General features: G+C 30.4%; 28 protein-coding genes, 9 tRNA genes and 1 pseudogene. 24 read left to right on the top strand and 14 right to left on the bottom strand.

Translation table 11 applies throughout. The features are described from left to right. The first annotated feature begins 164 nt into the window (after positions 1 to 164). The 4 genes from EDD60_RS06215 to EDD60_RS06200 are packed head-to-tail and all read left to right on the top strand — an operon-like array spanning position 165 to position 3158. Positions 165 to 1292 carry a helix-turn-helix domain-containing protein gene (locus tag EDD60_RS06215; RefSeq protein ID WP_066446820.1) on the top strand — a complete coding sequence of 376 codons (1128 nt, stop codon included), beginning with the start codon at positions 165 to 167 and terminating at the stop codon, positions 1290 to 1292. Then, positions 1289 to 1489, top strand: coding sequence for a PLDc N-terminal domain-containing protein (locus EDD60_RS06210; RefSeq protein ID WP_066446818.1), 201 nt, complete (start codon positions 1289 to 1291; stop codon positions 1487 to 1489). The genes EDD60_RS06215 and EDD60_RS06210 overlap by 4 nt, the downstream gene beginning before the upstream one ends. Next, the gene (locus tag EDD60_RS06205; protein ID WP_066446816.1) at positions 1489 to 2391 is read left to right on the top strand and encodes an ABC transporter ATP-binding protein; all 903 of its coding nucleotides are present in this window, start codon (positions 1489 to 1491) and stop codon (positions 2389 to 2391) included. Before EDD60_RS06210 ends, EDD60_RS06205 begins: the two co-directional genes overlap by 1 nt. Then, the gene (locus tag EDD60_RS06200) at positions 2388 to 3158 is read left to right on the top strand and encodes an ABC transporter permease subunit (RefSeq protein WP_066446814.1); all 771 of its coding nucleotides are present in this window, start codon (positions 2388 to 2390) and stop codon (positions 3156 to 3158) included. The genes EDD60_RS06205 and EDD60_RS06200 overlap by 4 nt, the downstream gene beginning before the upstream one ends. 20 nt (positions 3159 to 3178) lie before the next feature. Here EDD60_RS06200 and EDD60_RS16070 read toward each other — a convergent pair whose 3' ends face one another. After that, positions 3179 to 3346 carry a hypothetical protein gene (locus EDD60_RS16070; protein ID WP_165973132.1) on the bottom strand — a complete coding sequence of 56 codons (168 nt, stop codon included), beginning with the start codon at positions 3344 to 3346 and terminating at the stop codon, positions 3179 to 3181. A gap of 146 nt (positions 3347 to 3492) precedes the next feature. On the opposite strand from EDD60_RS16070, the gene EDD60_RS06195 reads away from it, so the two are divergent. From EDD60_RS06195 to EDD60_RS06175, 5 genes are all read left to right on the top strand, one after another. After that, a complete protein-coding gene (locus EDD60_RS06195; protein WP_066446808.1) occupies positions 3493 to 4329 on the top strand; it encodes a tRNA 2-thiocytidine biosynthesis TtcA family protein in 837 nt (278 codons plus the stop codon). A gap of 1 nt (position 4330) precedes the next feature. Next, a complete protein-coding gene (locus EDD60_RS06190) occupies positions 4331 to 5026 on the top strand; it encodes a tRNA threonylcarbamoyladenosine dehydratase (protein WP_066446806.1) in 696 nt (231 codons plus the stop codon). 59 nt (positions 5027 to 5085) lie between these two features. Further along, entirely contained in the window at positions 5086 to 5478 is a 393-nt protein-coding gene (locus EDD60_RS06185; RefSeq protein ID WP_066446803.1) for a hypothetical protein, read from the top strand. A gap of 48 nt (positions 5479 to 5526) precedes the next feature. Further along, a complete protein-coding gene (locus EDD60_RS06180; RefSeq protein WP_066446799.1) occupies positions 5527 to 5946 on the top strand; it encodes a hypothetical protein in 420 nt (139 codons plus the stop codon). Positions 5947 to 6068: 122 nt separating this feature from the next. Then, positions 6069 to 8063: a penicillin-binding transpeptidase domain-containing protein gene (locus EDD60_RS06175; RefSeq protein WP_132226325.1), complete on the top strand. Its 1995-nt coding sequence runs from the start codon at positions 6069 to 6071 to the stop codon at positions 8061 to 8063. Between the two features lie 87 nt (positions 8064 to 8150). Here EDD60_RS06175 and EDD60_RS06170 read toward each other — a convergent pair. From EDD60_RS06170 to EDD60_RS06125, 10 genes are all read right to left on the bottom strand, one after another. After that, positions 8151 to 8226 (bottom strand) — tRNA-Glu (locus EDD60_RS06170). A gap of 7 nt (positions 8227 to 8233) precedes the next feature. Continuing rightward, positions 8234 to 8309, bottom strand: a tRNA-Asn gene (locus EDD60_RS06165). An 8-nt stretch (positions 8310 to 8317) separates the two neighbouring features. Beyond that, positions 8318 to 8391: transfer RNA gene (locus EDD60_RS06160), tRNA-Gly, on the bottom strand. 7 nt (positions 8392 to 8398) lie between these two features. Next, positions 8399 to 8487 (bottom strand) — tRNA-Leu (locus EDD60_RS06155). 14 nt (positions 8488 to 8501) lie between these two features. Next, positions 8502 to 8577 (bottom strand) — tRNA-Lys (locus tag EDD60_RS06150). Between the two features lie 7 nt (positions 8578 to 8584). Further along, a tRNA-Tyr gene (locus EDD60_RS06145) sits at positions 8585 to 8668 on the bottom strand. A gap of 7 nt (positions 8669 to 8675) precedes the next feature. Next, positions 8676 to 8751 (bottom strand) — tRNA-Thr (locus EDD60_RS06140). 2 nt (positions 8752 to 8753) lie between these two features. After that, positions 8754 to 8829, bottom strand: a tRNA-Val gene (locus tag EDD60_RS06135). 5 nt (positions 8830 to 8834) lie between these two features. Next, positions 8835 to 8910, bottom strand: a tRNA-Gln gene (locus EDD60_RS06130). A 221-nt stretch (positions 8911 to 9131) separates the two neighbouring features. Next, the gene (locus EDD60_RS06125) at positions 9132 to 10415 is read right to left on the bottom strand and encodes an aminotransferase class I/II-fold pyridoxal phosphate-dependent enzyme (RefSeq protein WP_132226324.1); all 1284 of its coding nucleotides are present in this window, start codon (positions 10413 to 10415) and stop codon (positions 9132 to 9134) included. 162 nt (positions 10416 to 10577) lie between these two features. Here EDD60_RS06125 and EDD60_RS06120 point away from each other — a divergent pair, with 162 nt between their 5' ends. From EDD60_RS06120 to rbr, 4 genes and pseudogenes are all read left to right on the top strand, one after another. Next, positions 10578 to 11201, top strand: coding sequence for a flavin reductase family protein (locus tag EDD60_RS06120; protein WP_066446557.1), 624 nt, complete (start codon positions 10578 to 10580; stop codon positions 11199 to 11201). Positions 11202 to 11280: 79 nt separating this feature from the next. After that, positions 11281 to 11937, top strand: a complete 657-nt coding sequence (locus tag EDD60_RS16650) for a rubredoxin (RefSeq protein WP_066446560.1) — start codon at positions 11281 to 11283, stop codon at positions 11935 to 11937. Beyond that, a pseudogene (locus tag EDD60_RS16395) lies at positions 11934 to 12092 on the top strand (4Fe-4S binding protein); the annotation flags it as partial. The gene EDD60_RS16650 and the pseudogene EDD60_RS16395, both read left to right, overlap by 4 nt. A gap of 327 nt (positions 12093 to 12419) precedes the next feature. Continuing rightward, positions 12420 to 12977: a rubrerythrin gene (rbr, locus tag EDD60_RS16390; RefSeq protein ID WP_396627788.1), complete on the top strand. Its 558-nt coding sequence runs from the start codon at positions 12420 to 12422 to the stop codon at positions 12975 to 12977. 22 nt (positions 12978 to 12999) lie between these two features. On the opposite strand, the gene EDD60_RS06105 is transcribed toward rbr, so the two are convergent. Both EDD60_RS06105 and EDD60_RS06100 read right to left on the bottom strand, forming a co-directional pair. Then, positions 13000 to 14097, bottom strand: a complete 1098-nt coding sequence (locus EDD60_RS06105; protein ID WP_229105208.1) for a HAMP domain-containing sensor histidine kinase — start codon at positions 14095 to 14097, stop codon at positions 13000 to 13002. 23 nt (positions 14098 to 14120) lie between these two features. Continuing rightward, on the bottom strand, positions 14121 to 14816 hold the full coding sequence (locus tag EDD60_RS06100; RefSeq protein WP_066446567.1) for a response regulator transcription factor: 696 nt from the start codon (positions 14814 to 14816) through the stop codon (positions 14121 to 14123). 243 nt (positions 14817 to 15059) lie between these two features. On the opposite strand from EDD60_RS06100, the gene EDD60_RS06095 reads away from it, so the two are divergent. From EDD60_RS06095 to EDD60_RS06055, 9 genes are all read left to right on the top strand, one after another. Next, entirely contained in the window at positions 15060 to 16658 is a 1599-nt protein-coding gene (locus tag EDD60_RS06095) for a CTP synthase (protein ID WP_066446569.1), read from the top strand. A gap of 54 nt (positions 16659 to 16712) precedes the next feature. After that, positions 16713 to 17159, top strand: a complete 447-nt coding sequence (locus EDD60_RS06090) for a hypothetical protein (RefSeq protein ID WP_066446571.1) — start codon at positions 16713 to 16715, stop codon at positions 17157 to 17159. A gap of 30 nt (positions 17160 to 17189) precedes the next feature. After that, a complete protein-coding gene (locus EDD60_RS06085; RefSeq protein WP_243646645.1) occupies positions 17190 to 17543 on the top strand; it encodes a GNAT family N-acetyltransferase in 354 nt (117 codons plus the stop codon). A gap of 172 nt (positions 17544 to 17715) precedes the next feature. Continuing rightward, positions 17716 to 18084 carry an ArsR/SmtB family transcription factor gene (locus tag EDD60_RS06080; protein ID WP_066446584.1) on the top strand — a complete coding sequence of 123 codons (369 nt, stop codon included), beginning with the start codon at positions 17716 to 17718 and terminating at the stop codon, positions 18082 to 18084. Next, the gene (locus EDD60_RS06075; RefSeq protein ID WP_066446587.1) at positions 18085 to 18831 is read left to right on the top strand and encodes an EFR1 family ferrodoxin; all 747 of its coding nucleotides are present in this window, start codon (positions 18085 to 18087) and stop codon (positions 18829 to 18831) included. Between the two features lie 12 nt (positions 18832 to 18843). Then, on the top strand, positions 18844 to 19497 hold the full coding sequence (locus EDD60_RS06070; protein WP_066446589.1) for an HAD family hydrolase: 654 nt from the start codon (positions 18844 to 18846) through the stop codon (positions 19495 to 19497). A gap of 90 nt (positions 19498 to 19587) precedes the next feature. Then, the gene (locus EDD60_RS06065) at positions 19588 to 20436 is read left to right on the top strand and encodes a Cof-type HAD-IIB family hydrolase (RefSeq protein WP_102135702.1); all 849 of its coding nucleotides are present in this window, start codon (positions 19588 to 19590) and stop codon (positions 20434 to 20436) included. 47 nt (positions 20437 to 20483) lie between these two features. Then, positions 20484 to 21479: a Gfo/Idh/MocA family protein gene (locus tag EDD60_RS06060; RefSeq protein WP_066446592.1), complete on the top strand. Its 996-nt coding sequence runs from the start codon at positions 20484 to 20486 to the stop codon at positions 21477 to 21479. A 64-nt stretch (positions 21480 to 21543) separates the two neighbouring features. Then, entirely contained in the window at positions 21544 to 22554 is a 1011-nt protein-coding gene (locus EDD60_RS06055) for a MerR family transcriptional regulator (protein WP_066446595.1), read from the top strand. On the opposite strand, the gene EDD60_RS06050 is transcribed toward EDD60_RS06055, so the two are convergent. Then, on the bottom strand, positions 22523 to 23239 hold the full coding sequence (locus tag EDD60_RS06050) for a hypothetical protein (protein WP_243646644.1): 717 nt from the start codon (positions 23237 to 23239) through the stop codon (positions 22523 to 22525). The genes EDD60_RS06055 and EDD60_RS06050 overlap by 32 nt on opposite strands. A 35-nt stretch (positions 23240 to 23274) precedes the next feature. Between EDD60_RS06050 and EDD60_RS06045 the strand changes: the two genes are divergently transcribed. Then, entirely contained in the window at positions 23275 to 23946 is a 672-nt protein-coding gene (locus tag EDD60_RS06045) for a GTP pyrophosphokinase (protein WP_229105210.1), read from the top strand. A gap of 50 nt (positions 23947 to 23996) precedes the next feature. Further along, positions 23997 to 25400 (top strand): VanZ family protein, encoded by a 1404-nt coding sequence (locus tag EDD60_RS06040; RefSeq protein ID WP_066446601.1) that lies wholly within the window; start codon positions 23997 to 23999, stop codon positions 25398 to 25400. Positions 25401 to 25404 lie beyond the last annotated feature (4 nt).

Genomic DNA, 25404 nt, shown 5'->3' with positions numbered 1-25404 from the left:
TGTAGTTTTATACAAAAAGAATGAACTTTATAGATGTTTATAACTCTAATATCTTATCTTTATAAAGTATCGTGATAGTTGATTAAATTTCCTAAAGTATCATTACAATCCATTGTTATTGTATATGTTTCAATTTATAATGAAACTATAAAGGAGGGGAAATCATGGATCAGATACATTTAGGTGATAATATATCAAGACTTCGCCATCAAAAGAAAATCACACAAGAAGAATTAGCTCGCTTTATGGGCGTTACAAAAGCTTCAGTATCAAAATGGGAAACTAATCAAAGTTTACCAGATATTCTTTTGTTACCACAGCTTGCTTCGTTCTTCGATATCTCGGTTGATGAACTATTGGGATATAAACCTCAATTAAGTAAAGAACAAATTCAAAAATATTATTTTGATTTTGCTGCACAATTTGCTAGTGAGGCATTTGAAGAAGTGATGGAAAAAAGTGAAGTTCTGGTGAAGAAGTATTATTCTTGTTATGGATTCTTGTTACAGATATGTGTATTGTGGTTAAATCATTGTCATATGGCATCAACTCAAGCAAGACAGATAGAGATTTTAGAAAGAATTGCTGAAATTTGTAGTCATATTACATCGCATTGCTTGGATAATGGAATTTGTAATGATGCCATTATGTTGAAAGCTATGTGTCAATTACAATATGGGGAAATTGATGATGTAATTATAGTTTTAGAAGAAATGTTGAATCCATATCATTTCTTTCATCAAGGAGAATCGATATTGATACAGGCTTATCAAATGAAAGGCCAATTTCAACAAGCACATCAATTTACTCAATTTGAAATCTATACGCATTTAATGGAATTTATTAATCTTTCAATCCATTATTTAAGTATTCATGTTCAAGATTTACAAAGATGTGAAGAAACGATAAAAAGACTAGATGAAGTCATAAAGACTTATCATATTGAAAAGCTTAATCCTAATACAACGGCTCAATTTTATTACCAATGTGCGATTGTTTATTGTCAACATCAAAATGATCAACAAGCACTGGAAAGATTAACTGACTTTGTGAAATTGGTTTGTGAAATGATGGAAGGAGATCATATTTTACTTCATGGAGATGAATACTTTGATCAAATTCATATTTATTTTGAACAATCAGATTTAGGGGTTCATCCAGTAAGAAACAAAAAACTCATTTTACAAAGTGCTTTACAAGCTTTAGAGGTAGCAGAATTGAATAGATTAAAAGAAGATCATTGTTTACAAAGTTTAAAATTACAATTAAAAAGAAAAGGAGAAACATTATGACACTAAAAGATATTTTACCATTTTTAATTCCACTTATTATTGTTGAATTTGCCTTACTTGCTTATACATTACATCACATATTAACCCATCAGCATTACAAAAGAGGTAATCGTGTTTTATGGATTATTGTGACACTTGTAGGAATGGAGTTTATTGGACCGGTTTTATATTTTGTTTTAGGGAAGGAAGATAATTAATGGATATGTTAAGGGTCTCACATGTTTCTAAGTCATTTGGCTCTCATGTGGTTTTAGATGACTTGAATTTCGCAGTTAAGGAACATACAATATATGGTTTTATTGGACAAAATGGAGCAGGGAAAACAACAACCATGAAGATGATTTTAGGTTTACTTAAAATTGATCAAGGTGAAATTGAAGTTAATGGGCAAAAAGTCACTTATGGTCAAAATAAAACTAATCAGTTTATTGGTTATTTACCAGATGTTCCTGAATTTTATGGATATATGACACCAATGGAATATCTAAAATTATGTGGAGAAATATCAGGTATGTCATCATTAGATATCCAAAAGAAAGCTAGTGAATTATTAGAACTTGTTGGTTTAAAAGAGACTCATACTCGTATTCAAGGTTTTTCAAGAGGAATGAAGCAACGATTGGGAATTGCTCAAGCACTTTTAAATAGTCCACGTCTATTGATCTGTGACGAACCAACATCAGCTCTTGATCCGGTTGGAAGAAAAGAAATATTAGATATATTATTATCTATCAAGAATCAGACAACAGTTATTTTCTCAACACATATTCTTTCTGATGTTGAACGTATTTGTGATGAAATTGCTTTATTGCATCATGGAAAAATTGCTATGGAGGGGAAATTAGAGGACTTAAAGAAACTTCAAAGAAGTAATGGTTTTGAGATAGAATGCTATAACTTACAAGATGCTGATTATTTAGCAAATCAAATAGCTGGAAGTCAAAGACTAAGTTCTACAAAATTGTATTATCCTCAAAAGACAAAAGAAGAAATGACTCAAACAATGTTATTCATTGTAAATCATCAAATGACTATACAAAAAATAGAAATGTGTGAACCAACATTGGAAAATGTCTTTATGGAGGTTATTGAAAAATGAAATCATTGTATGCATTTGTAAAAAAAGAAAGTTTAGAATTAATTCGTAGTGGCAAGCTTGTTTTATTAGTTATCATATCTTGTTTATTTGGTATTATGAATCCATTTATCGCTAAGATAACACCTTGGCTGATGGAAATGATGTCTGATCAGTTAGCTGAATCAGGTATGAGCATAACAACCATTAAGGTAGATGCAATAACCTCTTGGACACAGTTTTATAAAAATGTACCACTATTATTAATTATCTTTGTAATTATTATGAGTGGAATATTGACAAATGAATATCAAAAAGGAACTTTAATTAATATTCTTACAAAAGGTTTAGAAAGATGGAAAGTGATTATTGCTAAGGCAATGATTATGATTGGATTATGGACTATTTGTTATTGGTTATGTTTTGTAGTAACATATCTTTATAATTTATATTTTTGGGATAATCAAATCGTCTCACATATGGTTTTAGGTGCAAGTTATGTTTATCTATTTGGAATATGGCTGATTGCATTGATTTTACTTGGTTCAACTTTGTTTCGTACAAGTTATGGCGTTATTGGATTTGTTGGTGGAGTTTTTATGATTGTTTATATATTAAGCATGGTTCCACAAATCCAAGAATATTTACCAAGTCAACTTTTAAACTCAATGAGTTTATTGTTATCAACAACGTATCCTAGTGATTATCTAGCTACAATACTTATTACTTTATTGACTTCTATTATGAGTATCGGTTTATCACTAGTTATATTTAATAAAAAGGCATTTTAAAAACGAGAGAAATCTCGTTTTTATAAATAGCGGTCCATTCTTGCTACACATATACCTATAATAGATAAACTTAATGTAAGAATATGATCAGTATGGAATATGAGAGATGAAATAATACAAAATAAAGTCATTATTATACAACTGTAAAATAAAACATTTTCAAATTGTAATTCTTTTAGTCTTTTCAAGTTTCATTCCTCCTTTGTTAAGAATAATATAACAAATGTAAATGAATATATTGTGGAAAAATCATGAAATTTTTGTGAATGTAAAACAAAAGAATTGCTTTCAAATAATAGTTCATGTAAAATGAAACACACAAAGGAGGATACTTATGGATAGAACAAAACAAATTGAACAAAGTATCATAAAGAAATATCGAAAACCAATATGGCGGAAATTTGTTAAAGGTGTACAAGCTTATGATATGATTCAACCTGGTGATAAAATTGCTGTATGTATTTCTGGGGGAAAAGATTCAATGTTGATGGCTAAACTTTTACAAGAATTAAAACATCATGGTAAGTTTGATTTTGGCTTGGTTTTTCTATCTATGGATCCCGGATATAATGAAAAGAATCGTCATAAGATTGAAGAAAATGCGAAAATATTAGATATACCTGTAGAATTTTTTGAATCAGATATTTTTCAAGTCGTAACAAATATTGAAAAATCACCATGTTATTTATGTGCAAGAATGCGTCGGGGATTTTTGTATGCAAAAGCAAAAGAATTAGGATGTAATAAAATTGCATTAGGACATCATTTTGATGATGTGATTGAAACTATTTTAATGGGAATGTTTTATGGTTCACAAGTTCAAACGATGATGCCTAAACTTCATAGTACAAATTTTGAAGGTATGGAATTAATTAGACCTATGTATCTTATTGAAGAAAAAGATATTATACATTGGTGTGAATATAATGATTTACATTTTATTCAATGTGCTTGTCGTTTTACTGAGGAAATGGAAGAATTAGGTGAAGTTCATCATACATCTAAAAGAGAAGAAATGAAGAATTTATTGAAATATTTAGAAACAATGAATCCAAATGTGAAAAAGAATGTTTTTAAGAGTGTAGAAAATGTCAATTTGGCAACCATAATTGCCTATAGTGATGATGAAGGAAAACATCATTTCTTAGATACTTATGATAAAGGAGAATGATATGTTTTCAAGATTTGAATTATTAATTGGTGAAGAAAAACTTCAACAGTTACAAAACTCACATGTTTTGGTTTTTGGTGTTGGAGGGGTTGGTGGTTATGTTGTTGAAGCGTTAGTAAGAAGTGGGATAGGACACATAACGATTGTGGATAATGACGAAGTCTCACTGACAAACCTTAATCGTCAAATTATAGCAACAAGAGAAACAATTGGTAAAAAGAAAGTAGAAGTTATGAAAGAACGTATTCTTTCGATTAATCCTGATTGTCTTGTGACAGGATTAGAAATGTTCTATTTACCAGAAAATGCTGATACTATCGATTTGACAAAATATGATTATGTCGTTGATGCAATTGATACTATTACTTCAAAAATCGAATTGGCTATGCGTTGTGAAAAATTAAATGTTCCTTTAATAAGTTCAATGGGCACAGGAAACAAGCTCAATCCTGCAATGTTAGAAGTCAGTGATATTTATAAAACTTCAGTTTGTCCACTCGCAAAAGTTATGCGTAAAGAATTAAAAACAAGAGGTGTTAAACATTTAAAAGTTGTTTATTCTAAAGAATTGCCAATCAAACCAAGACAATCTAATGAACCGACAAATAAAAGAACAGTTCCTGGAAGTAGTGCTTTTGTTCCATCTAGTGCAGGGCTTCTTATTGCAAGTGAAGTTATCAAAGATTTGCTGAAATAAGCAAATCTTTTGCACTTTTTAGACATCTTTTTCATAAATTAATATGAGGTGTTTAAGTGATGAAAGAGATATTACAAGCTTATATTTACAATGAAAAAATGTTAAATGATCTTTATAAAAGAGCGGCAGCCTTAACCTGTAGAGAAGATGAAAAGCAAGCCCTTTTAAATTTTGCTGATCATTGTCATCAAATTACCAATGAATTAAATCAAATCTATTATGAACAATTCGATGACTATTATCAGCCACTCATTCATGAACAAAATATGCAAGGAAGTTTCCGTGATGTTTTGAATCATATTCAAACATTAGAAATTGGATATTACGATACCTATCGTCGACATACTTATAGCAATGATCCTATTTTAAAAGAAGCAATGCGTGAATTTGCTGATTTAAAATTAGCCCATACATTAGCAATTATGGCAATGGTTATTGATATGGATGATTAATAGACACAATTTTTAAAATAAAACATACATTATATAGAGGTGTATGAAATGAATAGGGATCAACTCCAATCTTATATTTATACTGAAAAATTATTAGCTCAACTTTATCGAAGGGCTGCTGCACTAGCAACAATGCAAAGTGAAAGAGATGCTTTATTAGCGTTTGCTAGAGATGCTGAACAGAATGCGAATTATTTGAATTATTTTTATCGATTAGAATTTGGAACTGCCTTTGATCCAATGATACCAGATGTTAATATTCAAGGTGGTTATCGAGAATTATTGAATGAAATTCAAAGACAGGAATTATCATCATTTTTAGCATTAAGACGACTCACATATAACCAAGGAAATGCTGAATTAAGAGAAACAATGAGAGCTATTACGGACAACAAACTAGGACATATTTTGACAATTTTAGCAATTGTTACAAATATGAATACTCCTGGTCAAGAACGTAAAATTTAATCATAATAAAGCGCATAAAAGTGCGCTTTTTTTGGCTTTTGATAGAGAGTAGACAAAATCTACGCATAGTTAGTTTTTTTATGAGCTAAAAAATGATATACTTAGGTCAAGGAGGAGTCAATATGTACGATGTTTATACAAAACGAAACGATAAGAAAAAATATATTATAGCAGGTGCTGCTATTGTAGGTGTGATTGCAATTGCTGCAGCGTTCTTTTTATTAAAAGGAGACAGCAAAGAATCAACACTAAAGGACTATTATGCAGCTATTAAAGAAAAGAAATATGATGAAATGTATAATATGATTAGTGAACAATCACAAAAAGTGTATTCAAAGGATGAATTTATAAAAAGAAATCAAAATATTTATGAAGGAATAGAAGCAAGTGATATTGAATTGACAATTGATTCAAGTGAAGATGATACAATTCAATATAAAGTAAAAATGAAAACATTAGCAGGTGAAATCAGCTTTGATAATCAAACAAAAATCAAAGATGGTAAAATTTTTTGGGATGATTCTTTTGTGTTTCCTTCATTAGAAAAGACAGATAAAGTGCGTATAAGTGAAGATGATGCGAGTCGAGGAAGAATTTTAGATCGCAATGGAAAAGTTATTGCTCATATGGGTGAAGCTTATTCTGTAGGATTAGTGAGAGGAAAGTTAAATGGTGAAAGTGATTATGAGAAATTAGCTTCATTATTAGATCTAACAAAAGAAGGTATTCAAAAAACAATGAGTGCTTCATGGATTAAAGATGATTCATTTGTACCTTTAAAAACAATTTCAAAAAGTGATACAAATTTAGAAAATAGTTTATTAAAAATACCTGGAGTTAAACTCACTACAACAACAGTTCGAAGCTATCCTTATGGAGAAGCAACATCTCATCTTGTAGGTTATATGCAAAAAGTAACAGCTGAAGATTTAGAAAAACATAAAGGTGAGGGTTATGATGAAAACTCTTATATTGGAAGAAGTGGAATTGAAGCTGCTTATGAAAAAGAATTAAAAGGTCAAGATGGTGTATCTATTTATATTGTAGATAGTCAAGGAAATAAAAAGACTGCTCTAGCAAGTCATGATAAGAAAGATGGTCAAGATATAACATTGACAATTGATATTCAATTACAAAATAATTTATATCAATCTTTTAAAAAAGATAAAAGTGCATCAGTTGCTATGAATCCAACAAATGGAGAAATTCTAGCATTAGTGAGTACACCAACTTTTAATAGTAATGATTTTATTTTAGGATTAAGTTCTACAAAGTGGGATAGTTTGAATAATGATACAAATAAACCATTGCTTAATCGTTTTAAAGAAGCATGGGTTCCAGGTTCAACAATGAAACCTTTAACTGCAGCAATTGGTTTAAATACTCAATCATTAAATGCTTCTGAAGATTTCAATGCTCAAATGAAATGGCAAAAAGATTCTAGTTGGGGAAGTTATTTTGTAACAACTTTACATGCTCCTAAACCAAATAATTTAAAGAATGCTTTGATTTATTCTGATAATGTTTATTTTGCTAAAGCAGCATTAAAGATTGGTAAAGATAATCTTGTAAAAGGTTATAAAGCGATGAAAATCGGTGATGAAATTCCATTTGAATTATCATTGAAGAAATCTCAATATACAAGCAAGGATTTTAGTGAAGATATTCAAATTGCAGATAGTGGATATGGTCAAGGACAGATTTTAATGAATCCAGTACAAATGGCTTCTATATATGGAGCATTTGTAAATGATGGAAAAATGATGACGCCACATATTGCTAAATCAACAGAAACAAAAGTTTGGGCTGAAGCTTTCTCTAAAGCTGTTGCTGATGAAATTAAAAATGCTTTGATAGGAGTTATTAGTGATAGTCAAGGGACAGCACACTCATTTTATCATAATGGCATGACTTTAGCAGGAAAGACAGGAACAGGTGAAATTAAAGCTTCTCAAGATGATACGACAGGTCAAGAAGTTGGTTGGTTTACAGTAATGACAACTGATGCAAAGAATCCAATTGTTATATCTTCTATGGTGGAAGATGTCAAAGGTCGTGGTGGAAGTAATTATGTTGTTAATCGTATGAAACAACCATTTGATAGTTATATAAAATAATAGAAAAACAGAGATTGCTTTTATTCAATCTCTGTTTTCTTATCTTTATATAAATAAAAAACGATCAGATGATCGTTAATTTTTAAATGGTGACCTGTACGGGATTCGAACCCGTGAATGCATGCGTGAAAGGCATGTGAGTTAACCGTTTCTCCAACAGGCCACAAAAATGGCGCTTGAAGTAGGACTCGAACCTACGACCGATCGGTTAACAGCCGATTGCTCTACCAACTGAGCTATTCAAGCGTTTAAATTGGAGCGGATGATGGGAATCGAACCCACGTAGTCAGCTTGGAAGGCTGAAGTTCTACCATTGAACTACATCCGCATTAGAATGGTGCCCAGGGCCGGAGTCGAACCGGCACGGATTTTAAGGTCCGCAGGATTTTAAGTCCTGTGCGTCTACCAATTTCGCCACCTGGGCAATTCAATTTTTAATGGTGACCCGCAGGCGACTCGAACGCCTGACCCTCTGATTAAAAGTCAGATGCTCTACCGACTGAGCTAGCGGGTCTTGGAAATGGTGGGGAGGGGCGGATTCGAACCACCGAACCGAAAGGAACTGAGTTACAGTCAGCCGCGTTTAGCCACTTCGCTACCTCCCCATCAATATGGTGCCGGCTAAAGGACTTGAACCCTCAACCTACTGATTACAAGTCAGTTGCTCTACCAGTTGAGCTAAGCCGGCAATGGTGGAGGTTAACGGGCTCGAACCGCTGACCCTCTGCTTGTAAGGCAGATGCTCTCCCAACTGAGCTAAACCTCCATAATTGGCTGGGATACCTGGATTCGAACCAGGGAAATGACAGAGTCAAAGTCTGTTGCCTTACCGCTTGGCTATATCCCAAGAATGTTGCTCATATAATATAACAAGTTTTTATCTTTTAGTCAATAACTTTTTGAAAAAAATTGTAAAATTTTTTTCAAAAGAAAACAAGTTTCCATATGAGATAAATCCAGTCCCTTTAAACAATGTTTATTATAACACTGATAGTCACCGCATGCAATTAAAAAATACAACAGAATAATCACTTTACCAAGAAAAAAAGTACATTTTTTCAAATGTACTTAAGCTTTTTGTTCCATTAATTTTTCAAGTGATACCAATTTGACACAAATAGTAAAGATTTCTGTAGCTAATTGTAAATCATCTAATGGTAAATAAGATGGTGCAAGTCTAATATTACTATCATGAGGATCTTTACCATAAGGATAAGTTGCTCCAGCACTTGTTAGTGTTACACCAGCTTCTTGACATCTTTTGACAATTTCTTTAGCACAACCTTCCATTGCATTGAAAGAAACAAAATATCCACCTAATGGTTTTGTCCATGTTGCTATATTTAAACGACTTAATTCATGTGATAATACAATGGAAACAGTATCAAATTTAGGTCTTAATAATCTTGCTTGTTTTTCCATATGTTTATTTAAACTATTAGGTCTTTTAAAGAATTCAATATGTCTTAATTGATTAATCTTATCATGTCCAATACATTGAATAGACATATGTTTTAAAATATCAGCTTTGTTTTCTAAAGATGTTGCCAATGCTGCAACTCCAGCCCCAGGTAGTGTAACTTTTGATGTTGAACAAAATTCAAATACAAGATTTGGATTTCCAGCATCTTTACAAGCCTTTAAAATATCCATAACATGGGCTCTAGGACTTGTATGTAAATGATGAAGAACATAAGCATTATCCCAAAATATTCTAAAATCTTTAGCAGCTGGTTTTAAATGTGCAAATCTTTGCACAACTTCATCAGAATATGTTACACCTGTTGGATTAGAATATTGTGGTACACACCATATACCCTTAACACTTTCATCATTATTAACATATTCTTCAACTAAATCCATATCTGGACCATTTTCATCCATTGGAATATTGATCATTTCAAAACCAAAATGTTCCGTAATTGCAAAATGACGATCATATCCTGGTACAGGGCATAAAAACTTAATTTTATCTAACTGACACCAAGGTTTATTTCCTAAATAACCATGGGTATAACCACGACTAATCTGATCAAACATAATAGTTAAACTACTATTTCCATAAACAATGACTTGATCAGGTGATGTTTCTAATATATTAGCAAAAAATTGCTTTGCTTCATCAATCCCATCTAAGATACCATAATTACAATAATTAATTTTATCCCCAAAAGGATAATGACTATCAACAGTATCTAAAACCCCTAAAGACAAATGAATTTGTTCAAAATCTGGTTTCCCTCTTGCCATATTTAAATTTACGTTCAATGCTTTCATTCTTTCATATTCCTTAGATACTTGAGCATGCACTGACATTAATTCTTCATGATTTAATTTTGTATATTTCTTCATGATTTGTCCCTCTCTATTTATATTAATTGAGGTAATTGTACTCTTTCAAAGGGTAAAATGCAATGTCAAAAATAGAGATAATCAAAAAATATACATAAATAGTAATAATTACTATTTAAATTAAGAAAAAGGTGGTATAATAAATACAAGAGGAGGTATTTTATGGATACAACAGCATTTTTTAAACTTACTTATGGCTTATATATTGTTACAAGCAAAGATGGAGAACATGAAAGTGGTTGTGTTATGAACACCATGACACAAGTAACTGCTGAACCAGCACAGGTTTGTATTACCCTTAATAAAGAGAATTATACAACTCAATTAATTGAAAAAAGCGGTGTTTTCAATGTAAGTGTCTTATTGGATGATGTTTCAATGGACTTAATTCGTCAATTTGGTTTTCAAAGTGGTAGAGATGTTAACAAATTTGAAAACATTAAGTATGATACTGACCAACATGGTGTTAAATATTTGACTCAAGATAGTGCAGCTATGTTTGTATGTCGAGTTAAACAAAAAGTTGATGTAGGAACACATTATATGTTTATTTCAGAAGTATGTGATGCGAAAACTTTAAGCAATGAACCTGTTTTAACATATACAGCTTATCATGAAAAGAAAAAAGGTACGACTCCACCAAGTGCTCCATCTTATATCGAAGAAACAAAGAAACAAGGTTGGCGTTGCGATGTTTGTGGTTATATCTATGAAGGTGATAGTCTACCAGAAGATTATATTTGCCCAATTTGTAAAGTTGATGCGAGTCATTTTCATAAAATATAGAGTCTTTGAGAGGACTCTATATTTTAACATAGGGAAGTAAGCGTTTACATAGAATTGCTAGAAATGGAGATGAAGTATAATGGCAAAGTATGTATGTACAGTTTGTGGATTTATTTATGATGAAGATGTAGGAATACCAGCATCTGATATTGCAGCTCATACAAAATGGGAAGATTTAGATGAAAATTGGGTATGTCCGATTTGTAAAGCTCCAAAAAGTGCTTTTAAAGAATTAAAAGAAACAGTAAAAAAAGAAATAAAACGAGAAAAAGTTGAACAAAAATGGTCGAATCTAGAAATGAGTATCTTATTATCTAATCTAGCAAAAGGCTGTGAAAAACAATACCTTTCACATGAACAAGAACTTTTTAATCAACTTGCTGATTATTATGAAGCAATAGATGAATATCTACCAATCGATTCATTAGAAAACATTCAAGAAGATTTAGCAAAAGATATCAATGAAAATTATCCTTTAGCTCACCAAAGTGCTGATAACCAAAAAGATCGTGGAGCAAAACGAGCCATTGTTTGGAGTGAAAAATCAACAAATATGTTAAATTCTTTAATTGAAAGATATCAAAAAGAAAGAGAAGCAATGTTACAAGATACAAAAGTATTTGTATGTGAAATCTGTGGCTTTGTTTATATTGGTGATCAACCACCAGCTATATGTCCCGTTTGTAAAGTTCCAAGTTTAAAGATTCATGAAGTGAAAAGAGGGATTGCTGTATGAGTGAATTAAGAGCGTTACGTAATATTAGATTATGTACAAAAGATTGTTTATGTTTATATGTTTGTCCAACTGGTGCGAGTGATACTGAAAATGGACAAATAGATGCAAGCAAATGTACGGGGTGTGGAATGTGTGTACAAGCTTGTCCATCCCATGCTTTATCACTTGTTCCCTATGTTTATCCACCTCAACAAGTAAAAGAAAAAGAAGTCCTTGATGATTTACATCGTTTAATTTCAAGTAAAGCAAAACAAGTTTCTTCTTTACATTATTTAAAGACACATACCAATCAGCCAATTGTTGCTCAATTAGCTCAAGCAATGGAAACATCTAATCGTGTTATGGGTGAAGATTTAGCCAGAGAAGCTGGTTATATGTTACCACAAAGTCAAAATACTCATGATTTACTCACATTAATTGTTGAAAATGCTGAAGATGAAAATATAAAAAAGATAGCTCAAGAACTTTTAGAATCACTTCCTATCAATGATCAAAAACAAGATTGTTCAAAATATGCTGGAACAAAAACTGAAAAAAATTTAATGGAAGCATTTGCTGGAGAATCTCAAGCAAGAAATAAATATACATATTTTGCACAAATGGCAAGAAAAGAAGGATTAGAACAAATTGCTGCAATTTTTGAAGAAACTGCCAATCAGGAAAAACAACATGCAAAAATGTGGTTTAGTGAATTTCATGGCATTGGTTCAACCGATGAAAACTTAGAAGTAGCAGCTGCTGGTGAACATGAAGAATGGACGGATATGTATGCAAGAATGGCTAAAGAAGCAAGGGCAGAAGGTTTTGATGAATTAGCTATTCAATTTGAAAATGTTGCAAAAGTGGAAAAATCACATGAAGCTCGTTATTTAAGATTATTAAAGAATTATAGAGAAGGCCAAACTTTCAAAGCAGATACTCCTATAAGATGGAAATGTCGACAATGTGGATTTATCTATGAAGGAGAAGAAGCACCAAAAAGATGTCCAACTTGTGGATATCCTCAAGCTTATTTTGAAAGAATGAGTGAAAATTATTAAAAGAAGCTGAATTCAGCTTCTTTTAATCTGGAACTTGTAATCTATTTAAAACAACAACAAAGGTTGTTTTTTCTTTATGACTAGTGGCAAAGATTTGTCCATTATGAATATGAATAATATTTTTAGCAATCGCAAGTCCTAAACCCGTACCACCAGTAGAAGATGAACGAGACGAATCAGAACGATAAAACTTATCAAAAATATAAGGTAAATCTTCTTGAGAAATAGGATTTCCATAATTCATAATCTTAATGGTTACAGTTTCATCATCATTAAGAACTTCAATTTTAATCTCATGATTATCTTGACCATATTTCACAGCATTTGACAACAAATTATCAAAAACTCTTGCAATTAATTGACCATCACCTTTAATAAAAAGATTAGGTTGACTAATTCTAATAACAGGAGTTAAAAGATGTTCTTGAAAAGTTGGATAAAACTCATCAACCATCTGTAAAACCAATTCAGAAATATTGATTGTTGTCATATGAACTTTAACATTGGCTTGATCTAAACTTGTAAATTCAAACAAATCATCCATCATTCCTTGTAATCTCTTTGACTTTTCATAAGCCACAGTAGAATATTTTTGAATATCTTCTTTAGATAAATGTTCATTATTTTTAATCAATTCCAAATATCCCACAATAGTCGTAAGTGGTGTTCTTAAGTCATGAGCAACATTTGTAATCAAGTCATTTTTTTGCTTTTCAGCATTTCTTTCTGCATCAAAAGCTAATCTTTCATTTTCCTTTAAAATTTCACTTTCTCTTTCTTTATCTTTTAAAGTCTTTGCTAAAGCATTAATATTAGCCGCTAATAAACCAAGCTCATCATCATATTCAATCGGTGCTTCCACATCATAATACCCAGCCGTTACTTCTTGTATTGTTCCACTTAAGACACTAATATATTTTAAAGTAATATTCATTAAATCAAAAAAGATCACTAAGAAAATAACTAAAGAAATGACAAAAGCTAAGAAGTATTTCACTTCAATTGACATTCCAAAAATATTAAAACTCTCTAAAATAATCACAATTGCACTATAAACTAAAAACGTTAAAATATAAGTCACAACTAAATTAATGAACAGTCTCCAACGAAAACTGCTCATAAATAATCTTCTTATTTTATTCATCATAAGTCAAATTTATAACCAATCCCCCAAACTGTCTTAATATGTCGAGGATTTCTTGGTTGCCTTTCTACCTTTTCACGAAGTTTTCTAATATGAACCATAATTGTATTATTAGAATTTGTTGACTTCTCATGCCATATTTTTTCAAAAATATCTTCAATTGAAAAAACTGTACCAGGAGCACTTGCTAGTAAAATAAGAATCTCATATTCAATTCTTGTTAGTGATAAAGCAACACCATCTAAAGTAACAGACTTCTTTTGTGTATCAATGAGTAAATCATTCGCTTCAATAATATGTGTTGAATCATTGATTGGTTTATTAAAAACTTGAGCACGACGTATTTGTGATTTAACACGGGCAACTAATTCCATCGCATTAAAAGGTTTACTTACATAATCATCAGCTCCGGTTAAAAGGCCTTCAATCTTATCAGTATCAGCAGTCTTTGCTGAAACAATGATTACAGGAATATTATATTTTTCTCTAATCATTTTTAAAGCTTGAATACCATCAATCTCAGGCATCATCACATCCAATATGACAAGATCAATATGAAAAGCTTCAATATCATCTAATAAAGTCAAAGCATTATATCTTTTTTCAACTTGATATCCTTCTTGAGTTAAATAAATTTCTATTAAATCAGTAATTTCTTTTTCATCATCTACAACTAAAATATGAGGTACATCCATTCTATCATCCTCCTTCATATTCATTATAAAGAAAAATAGAAAAACGACAACCTATTTCTTTTCTTGAAGGTTATTTTTATAAGGTTGTATAGAATAAATGAGATAGTTCATACTTAAAAAAGGAAGATGTTATTGATATGATAGAAAATAATTGATTTGATAATAATTTTTTGTTAGAATAATAAAGGGCACTCAGAATCTTCCATTGAGTGCATTTTTTATTGAGTTGAAAGGAGATAAAGTATGACAAAATTTATATTTGTAACAGGTGGTGTAGTATCTGGTTTAGGCAAAGGATTGACAGCTGCATCTTTAGGTAGAATACTTAAACAACGTGGCTTAAAAGTTTTTATGCAAAAGCTAGATCCCTATATAAATGTTGACCCAGGAACCATGTCCCCATTTCAACATGGTGAAGTTTTTGTTACTGCAGACGGAGCAGAAACAGACCTTGACTTGGGTCATTATGAAAGATTTATTGATGAAGAATTAAATCGTGATTGTTCCATTACAACAGGAAAAATCTATAGCCATGTCATTGCTAAGGAAAGACGTGGTGATTATTTAGGAGCGACAGTCCAAGTTGTTCCACATATTACAAACGAAATTAAAGAAAGAATCTATGCAGCCGCTAAAAGCAGTCAAGCTGATATTGTGATTAGTGAGATTGGTGGAACGGTTGGAGATATTGAAAGTTTACCATTTATTGAAGCGGTTCGTCAGATTCGTTTAGATTTAGGTTATGAAAATACACTTTATATACATACAACCTTGCTTCCTTATATTGGAGCTAGCCATGAAGTGAAAACAAAACCTACTCAACATAGTGTAAAAGAATTAAGAGGTTATGGAATACAACCTGATATTATTGTTTGTCGTAGTGAGAAATATATTGATCAAGAATTAAAAGATAAGATTTCTTTATTTTGTAATGTTCCTACAAAAGCAGTTATTTCTAACTATGATGTAGATGTTTTATATGAATTACCAATGTTATTGTTAAATCAACATATGGATGATTTGGTTTTAGAACATTTAAGAATAGATGCTCCTAAAGCAGATATGAAAGCTTGGCAGGAGTTGATTCAAAGAGTCAAAGGGTTAAATAAAGATATTACAATTAAAATGGTTGGAAAATATGTTCAATTACCCGATGCCTATTTATCAGTTAATGAAGCTTTAAAACATGCAGGATACTATGAAAATAGTATTGTGAATATCGAATGGGTGAATGCTGAAGAAATAACTCAAGAAAATGTTAGCCAAATGTTACAGGGGGCAGATGGTATTTTGGTTCCTGGTGGATTTGGTGAACGTGGAATTGAAGGTATGATTACAGCTATTCAATATGCAAGAGAAAACAAAGTTCCGTTTTTAGGAATATGTTTAGGTATGCAATTAGCTTCTATTGAATACGCAAGACATGTTTGTGGATTGAAAGATGCCAATTCGATTGAGTTTGATGAAAATTGTTTAACTCCAATCATTCATTTAATGAATGATCAATCATTAGATGATATGGGTGGAACTCAAAGACTAGGAAATTATGATTGTCAATTGATTCCAAAAACGAAAGCCTATGCATTATATGGTAAACCACTTATTCAACAAAGACATCGTCATCGTTATGAATTTAATAACGAATATCGTTCAATTTTAGAACAACATGGTTTAACAATTTCGGGAATCAATCCAGAAAGAAATTTAGTTGAAATTATTGAAATAGAAGATCATCCTTATTTTGTAGCTGCTCAATTTCATCCTGAATTTGCTTCAAGACCAAATCATAGTGAACCATTATTTCAAGGATTTATCACTGCAGCAAGTCAAAATGGCAAGTAATTGCCATTTTCTTTTTGTCTAAAAAAGGGTAAAATAGAACAAAGGAGATTTATTATGAATAAACATAACATGGAAAATATTAAAGATTCATATTTTGTTTTTAAAACTTTAGCACAAACAAATATTCAAGAATTATTTCAATATCATTCTCGAAAATATTATACATTTGATATCACAAAATTACATAAACATGAAAATAATACATATTTACCAATTGATTTAAAAGATTGGACAAGTTTTGAAGATGTTTTAAAAGTTCTTTATCGATTAACAAATCCTTCATCAGGGAGACCAGGTTTCTCAATAACAACAATGATTAAGGGATATGATTTATCTCAACAACAACATTTTGTTTTTATTGGACAGTTTATAAATGGAAAACATACCGTGTTAGGGTATTATGAAGATGGAGTAGAGATGTATTATGATAAAAGGAATGAAGTTCTCTATTTAAGTGGAGATGTCAAACCAGAAGCTTATCAAAAGATTGGGAGAATGTGAAATAACTTGAATTGAAAGGAAGATAGGTTTATGGAAATAAAAGAAGTGACACAAAGAACAGAAATTATAGAACCATTATTAGAGGTTTGGCAAAAATCAGTTAGAAGTACACATCATTTTTTAAGTGAGGAAGAAATTGTTACAATTTCTCAATATGTACCAAGTGCTTTTGAAAACGTCCCACATTTCATTGTGAGCTATGAAGAACAAAAGCCAGTTGCTTTTATGGGAATTGATGGAGAAAGAATAGAAATGTTATTTATTGATCCTATTTGTCAGGGTCGGGGAATTGGAAAAAAATTAATTCAAATAGCAATTCAAGATTATGGAGCAAATGAGGTTTGTGTTAATGAACAAAATCCTCAAGCTAAAGGTTTTTTATGAGCATTTAGGATTTCATGTTTACAAAAGAAGTGAATATGATGAACAAGGGAATCCTTATCCTTTGGTGTATATGAAATTGGATATTAATGGTAACGATTTGCTTAACCAATATTGATAGTTCACGCATTTAAAGATATAATGGTCAATGAACTTTGACGAAAGGATTGATGATATGGGCCAGACAAGAAAAGACTTAGCTAAGGAATTTAATGAATGTCGTCCAATCCTTTCAGTATTAGGGGACACAACACGGCAAAGTATTATTTTATGTTTATTAGAAAATATTCAATGTGGAGGTATGCGAGTAGGAGAGTTATCTTCAGTGATTCATATTTCTAGAACAGCTTTATCCCATCATTTAAAAATATTAAAAGAAAGTGGTATTGTTGCGATGAGAGAAGAAGGTACAAAGAATTTTTACTACTTGAATTATCGGAGTCGACGTATGGCTTCTTTAGTCAAATTATTTCGTAAGATTGAAGAAGTTCAAGATGATAAATGTGAAACATGTCAAAATCGTATATGTGAAGGAGGGAAATAAATGAATTATAATATTTATTTTAGTCCTACAGGTGGGACTAAAAAAGTAACAAGTTTGGTTTCAGAACAATTTTCACCAGTTAAAGATATTGATTTATCTTTAATTGAAGATTTTAGTCAATATGAATTTAATCAAGATGATTTTTGTATTGTTGGGGTACCTTCATTTGGAGGACGTGTTCCTGCGATTGCGATTGAAAGATTAGCTATGATGAAGGCTCATCAAACACCTGTTTGCATGATTGTAACTTATGGGAATCGTGCTTATGAAGATACTTTATTAGAATTGAAAGATACTTTAAAACAACAAGGTTTTCTTCCTTTTAGTGCAATGGCCTGTGTTTGTGAACATTCTATTATGCATCAATTTGGACAAGGGAGACCCAATCAACAAGATCAACAACAAATTATTCACTTTACGAAAAATATAAAAGAAAGATTAACCAAAGAACTTACTGAAATAGAAGTTCCAGGTCAAAGACCTTATAAAGAATATCATGGGATTCCATTAAAACCAACAGCTTCAAAAAAATGTATTGAATGTGGGATTTGTGCAAAATCATGTCCAGTTCAAGCAATAGATATCAAACATCCTCAACAAACAGATAAAGATAAATGTATATCATGTATGCGTTGTATTGCAGTATGTCCAACACACGCAAGAAAAAATAATCCTGTTTTATTGGCAGCTTCAGTTCAAAAATTAAAGAAAGCATGTCAACAAGCAAAGGAAAATGAACTTTTTTAGGAGGTAATGAAAATGTTAAAAGCTATATTTATTGATCATATGGGAACTTTGGTATATGAACAAAGTGAATATTTAGAAGCATTATTAAAAAAATGTGTTGAACATTCAGATGAAAAGGATCCTCAAAAGATTGCTGATTTATGGCAAAAGAAGCATGATGCATTATTAAAGAAATATAATGGTGAGAACTTTAAAAAAGAATATGATATTGTTTTAGAAGCTTTTGATGATTTAAAGGCAGAAATTAATCTTGAAGGAGATAGTCATGAATATTGTGATTTATTAGTTCAACATTGGCTTCATACACCTGCTTATGATGATGCTTATGATTTCTTTGAACAATGTCCATTACCAATTTATATTATTACAAATAATGATACTTGTTATGTTGAAGAAAGTATGAAATTGTTAGAATTAAAACCAAAGGGTATTATTTCTAGTGAAACAACACATTATTATAAACCAGCTAAAGAAATGTTTGAAAAAGCATTAGCAATCACAAAGCTTAATGCTGATGAAGCTATTTATATTGGTGATAGTTTAAATAAAGATATGGAAGCAGCAAAGGCTGTAGGAATAAGAGCTTTCTTAATTGGAAAAGAAAAAACAGATGATCCTGATATTCAATCACTTGAATCATTACTAGATGTTTTTCAATATTTATAATCAAGTCATTTGACTTGATTTTTTTCAATTTCTGCAAAGTTTAATTCATTCGTTTAAAAATCATGTATGATGAATAATGGAGGTATAATTATGGCAATAAAAGTAATTATTATGGATGTGGATGGAACCCTTACCAATTCAAAAAAAGTGGTGACACCAAAAACAAAAGAAGCTTTATTAAAAGCAGAAGAAAAAGGAGCAATTTTAATATTAGCATCAGGAAGACCAACATCTGGTTTAATGGATTTAGCAAGAGAATTGAAAATGGATCAATATCATGGTTTATTAGTAGCTTATAATGGTTCAAAGGTTATTGATTGTAAAACAAATGAAACATTATTTAATCAAGCTTTAAGTGTTGAAGAAGGAAAAGCTGTCTTAGAACATATGAAGAAGTTTGAGCGTGTAAGACCAATGATTGATAAAGGTGAGTACATGTATGTTAACAATGTTTATGATAATTGGATTACATGGAAAGGGGAACCTTTTGATGTCATTCAATATGAATCACGTGGTGGTAAGTTTAAATTATGTGAAATAGATGATTTAGCAGCATTTGTTGATTTCCCTTTAAATAAAATTTTAACAACAAGTGATCCTGAATATTTACAAGCTCATTATAAAGAAATGATGGAACCTTTTAAAGATACATTAAGTTGTATGTTTACAGGAGATTTCTATTTTGAATTTACTGCTCAAGGCATTGATAAAGCCAAAGCTTTAGATACTGTATTATCACCTATGGGATATCGTAGGGAAGAAATGATTGCTTTTGGAGATGGACACAATGATGCTTCAATGGTGAATTATGCAGGAATTGGTGTAGCTATGGCGAATGCTGTGGATGATTTAAAGGCTATTGCTGATGAAGTGACTTTATCCCATGATGAAGATGGAATAGCTGCATCATTATATAAACATATGCCTGAAATAGTCTAAACAAATAAATTAAAAAAGTGATAAAATGGATAGTGGAGGTGTTTATTATGAAATTAGGAATTGTAGGTAGTGGTATGATTGTTGGTGATTTATTATCGTTTATTGAACAAATTCCAGAAATTGAATTGGTGCATATTTCGGGAACAAAACGTAGTGAAGAAAAATTAAGAACAATTTATCAAGAACATCATTTTCAAAGATATTCTACATCATATGATGAATTACTTAATGATGAACAAGTAGATACAATCTATATTGCTTTACCAAATCACTTGCATTACACATATGCCTTGCAAGCACTAGAAGCACAAAAAAATGTCATCTTAGAAAAACCAATGACATCAAATATTGAAGAAGCCAAAGAGTTACAACGTGTCGCAACTTCAAATCGTTTATTCTTATGGGAAGCCATAACTAATCAATATTTACCAAATTATTATAAAATCAAATCATTATTAAAAGATTTAGGCAAAATTAAGGTAGTAGAATGTAATTATTCACAATACTCATCACGTTATAATGCTTTTAAAGAAGGAAATATCTTACCTGCTTTTGATTATACAAAATCAGGTGGAGCATTAATGGATTTAAATATTTATAATATCCATTTTGTTGTGGGATTATTTGGCAAACCAAAAGATGTTCACTATTATCCAAATATAGAAAATCATATCGATACATCAGGTATCCTTATTCTTGAATATGAAACATTCCAATGTGTATGTATCGGAGCAAAAGATTGTAAAGCTCCACTTTCTAATAATATTCAAGGTGATCAAGGATGTTTACATGTTCCAACACCATTAAGTTATATTGGTTCAATGGAATTATTATTAAATGATGGAACAAAAGAAATAATCAATGACAATAAAGATGTCCATAGAATGTATGAAGAATTTATGGCATTTGTTAAGATGTATCAAAATAATGATTATCAACAATGTTATGAAATGTTAGAACATAGTATGATTGTAACTGAAGTTCAAACAATTGCAAGAAGAAAAGCAGGGGTTATCTTCCCAGCTGATGAAAAGCACATTTAGTGCTTTTTTCTTGACTGTAGAGTGACTCTATAGTGTTTAATGGAGTTAGAAAGAAGGAATGAGCATGAAAACAAGTGATTTAGAAAAATTGTTAGGATTATCAAAACATACCATTCGTTACTATGAAAAAGAAGGCTTCATTCAACCTCATAGAGATGAAAACGGATATCGTGATTATCGTGATGAAGATGTACAAACACTCAAATTAGTCAAATTTTTAAGAAGTTTAGAAATCTCGATTGATGATGTTAAAGCTATTTTAAGTGGAGATTTAAATTTTCAAGAATGTTTAAAAATGAATCAAGATTACCTCAGTCAACAATTAGAAAGTATTAAAGAAGTCAAACAAACGGTAGATTATTATCAAGAAAAAAACGTTCCTTTAATTCCTGCTCTTAATGAATTTCAAATACAGTCAACCAAATCTAAACTTGGTTTTCAAAAAACAACATCAAATGTTTCTCTAGGTAGAAAATTAACACGCTCTTGGGCATTGAGACAGATTATTTATGCTATGATAGCGTCATTAACTTTAGGGTGGATATTAGCAACTTTTTTCTTCGATGATCTCTTTGCTAAAACAATATGTATAATCATTATTGCAATGATATTTGAAGTACTATTTATAGCCAGTGCATTTAGACAAACAACCTCTTTGATGCTGGATAATTCTATGAATCAATCAGTCGAATTTTTAAATGATGGGATTCGTTATTATCAATTTACTGGTTTTGTTCATAACCTAAAGTATTTTATTGCTGTATTGTTGAATAAAGATGAAAAATATATGTCTTATTATCGTTATGAAGATATTGTAAGTGTTGAGATTCGAACAGTAAAAAGATATATGAAAATAGGTTCACCACTAGCTTATGAAGTGTTTGTGCCAGATTTCCACTTTTATTTTAAAGACGGTAAAGATTTCTATTTCTTTTGGCCGATGATTTTAGGCGATGATATAAGAATGATTGCTTGTATTTTAGAAGATAAAATAAAAAACATAGACGATAAAAAGAATATCCTCTATGCAATGAAAAATGGTATTAATTTAAATGATTATTTGATTGGTGAATAATTTTCAAAGAACGCTCTACTTCTTTTATTAAAGTAGGGTGTTTTTTTGTCTGTAAGAGTTCTAATAAAAGAGGTTGACTTTGTGGAAAAGCACTTAAACAAGTTATCAGTTTAAACATCATTAAATCATCTTGTGAATATTTTTCAATTTGTTGACAGACAAAAGAATAGGTTTCTTCATTTGCGAGTTCTTGGTGATAGAAGCAAAGAAAACCTAAGGCATCAATGGCTTCTAGTAACTGTTCTCTTGAAAGTGAGTTTAAACAATCGAAAAATAAATTAAACTTTTCAATAGAAATATATGCCAAACTTCTCGCAATAATATCTCTAGGTAAAGGGTAACTCTTTTTTAGTGAACCTTTAACTGGCAATTGTCGATATTGGTTATGTCCAATTTTTCCTAAATACTGACACATCATGGGAATATCACCATATTGAGTTAATTGATTTTGAATCTCTATTTTCGTATAGAGAGCTTTTTCTTTATGTAATTGTTGAAGTAAAATAGAGGTGTAATCTTCATCTTGATGATAGTTTTGGGATAATATACGAATACAAGCTGTTCTTATAGATGCAAAGTCATGTAAGTGAGAAATTAAATCTGCTTTGGATAAATCAAGAAATTGATTATATTCTTGTTCATCAAATTGACCTCTTTGTTTTAATTGTTGTAAATTACTTTTCATTGTCATCACCTTTTTTATCATAACATATTTTCACAATGAAGATAGAAAATTTATCATATTTTAAGGAATATAATGAAAATGGTGATGTTATGGAATTAATGGAAATATTTGATAATATAAAGGAAACAAGGAAGCTAATGCATCCTTACCGTAGTGCAATTGAAGTTGTAACAACAAAATTACATAATATTGATGATGAATTAAAATGTGAAAATGGTTATAGCCCCATTCACAATATTCAATCAAGAATCAAAACGCCACAAAGCATTATAGATAAACTCAAAAGAAAAAAGCTACCTATCACCTTAGAAGGTTTAAACCAACTTAATGATATTGCAGGTTTAAGGGTTGTATGTCACTATATCAATGATATTCAATACATATCACAATTATTTATTATGAATGAAGATATTCAACTCATTAAAAAAGAAAACTATATTGATTATCCTAAAGAAAGTGGTTATCGTTCTTTACATTTGGTAGTGAAAGTTCCAATCTATTTAAAAACAGGAGTAACTTATGTCCCTGTAGAAATTCAATTAAGAACGATTTCAATGGATTCATGGGCAAGCCTAGAACATGTTTTATCTTATAAAAGTGAGCAACCTATTGATATAGAAATACGCGAAAGGCTCAAAAAATGTGCTCGAAAGATGGCCGAGGTTGATTTAGAAATGCAAAAAATATCTCAGGAACTAAAAAAATAATTCACAATCTCTCCATAATATTATGTATAATAAACAATGGAGGTATTTTTATGAGATTATCATCTATTATAAATTTAGGGAAAGAATGTTTGATACTTGCTGGATTATTTATTTTAGGGATATGTATATTTTATGGATTCTATTGTTTTATTCAAAAATATGTTTTTAAAAAATCAATTCAAATAAAAAAGAAGAAATTTATCATAAATATTCTTTTAATCGGATATATCATTGTTGTTTTGTTAGTCACATTAGCAGGTCGTGCACGTGTAATACAATATGGGATAAGTTTAGAATTATTTAGTTCATATCACTATGCTTGGAATAATTTTTCAATAGTTGAATGGCGTAATATCATTTTAAATATCCTCATGTTTGTGCCTTTAGGTTTTTTATTACCTTTGGTTCATGAAAGTTTTAAGACATGGTGGAAAACTTATTTAGCAGGATTAGGTTTGACGGTTTTTATTGAGTTAAGTCAATTGATTTTTCATCTAGGGGTTTTTGAAGTTGATGATATAATGAATAATGCTGTTGGATGCATGATTGGTTTTGGGATTTATGCACTATTTGTTTTGATATATGGTTGTTTTCAAAAGAAAAAAGTAAAGATTTTACCAACTTTGTTAAAACAAATTCCTACTTTATTAGCCGTTTGTCTTTTTACCGGAATTTTTATGACTTATAAATATCAAGAATATGGGAATCTTAGAGATTATCCGAGTTCTCATATAAATATGAATGATATTCATGTTGAAACGCAAATATCTTTATCAGATAAAAAAGAAAAAGTTTATACTTATCAAAGTCAAAGCTATACACAAGAACAATGTTTAGAAAAGGCTAAAAGCTTTTTTCAAATGATTGGAGTGACAATAGATGAATCTTTAAATGAGTATTATGATGAAACAGTCTATTTTTATTCAGTTAACAAAACCCATTGTATATCAATTGATTATATAGATGGATTTATAAATTATAATGATTTTTCATTGTTTGATCAAAAAGATAAAGGTTTATCCTTAAAAGATATTCAAAAAATATTAAAAAAATATGATGTGATGATTCCAGATCAGGTCAGTTTTAGTGAAACAGAAGGAACATATGAAATTATTGCTTATATGACAAAGGTTAATGATGTATATTTGAATGGAACTTTAACTTGTGTAGTAAATAACGGAAAGTTGGCTAATCTTCAAAATGGACTCATAACATATATGCCTTATAAGCAAGTGGATATTCTTTCAGAAAAAGAAGCTTATCAAAAAATATTAGATGGTTCATTTATTAGTGATTATATGAAATACTTACCTCAAGATTTAATTATATCTAAAGTACGATTAACTTATCGAAAAGATACAAAAGGCTTTATGCAGCCAGTCTATGTTTTTAACTGTATAACGAAAGAAAATGAAAATTTAGGACCAATTTATATTCCGGCCATCAGAGGATAGATTT

Origin of the sequence: Longibaculum muris (assembly GCF_004343035.1) — a bacterium.
In the GTDB taxonomy this organism is placed as follows: domain Bacteria; phylum Bacillota_I; class Bacilli_A; order Erysipelotrichales; family Coprobacillaceae; genus Longibaculum; species Longibaculum muris.
This window is presented reverse-complemented; position numbering and strand designations above follow the sequence as displayed.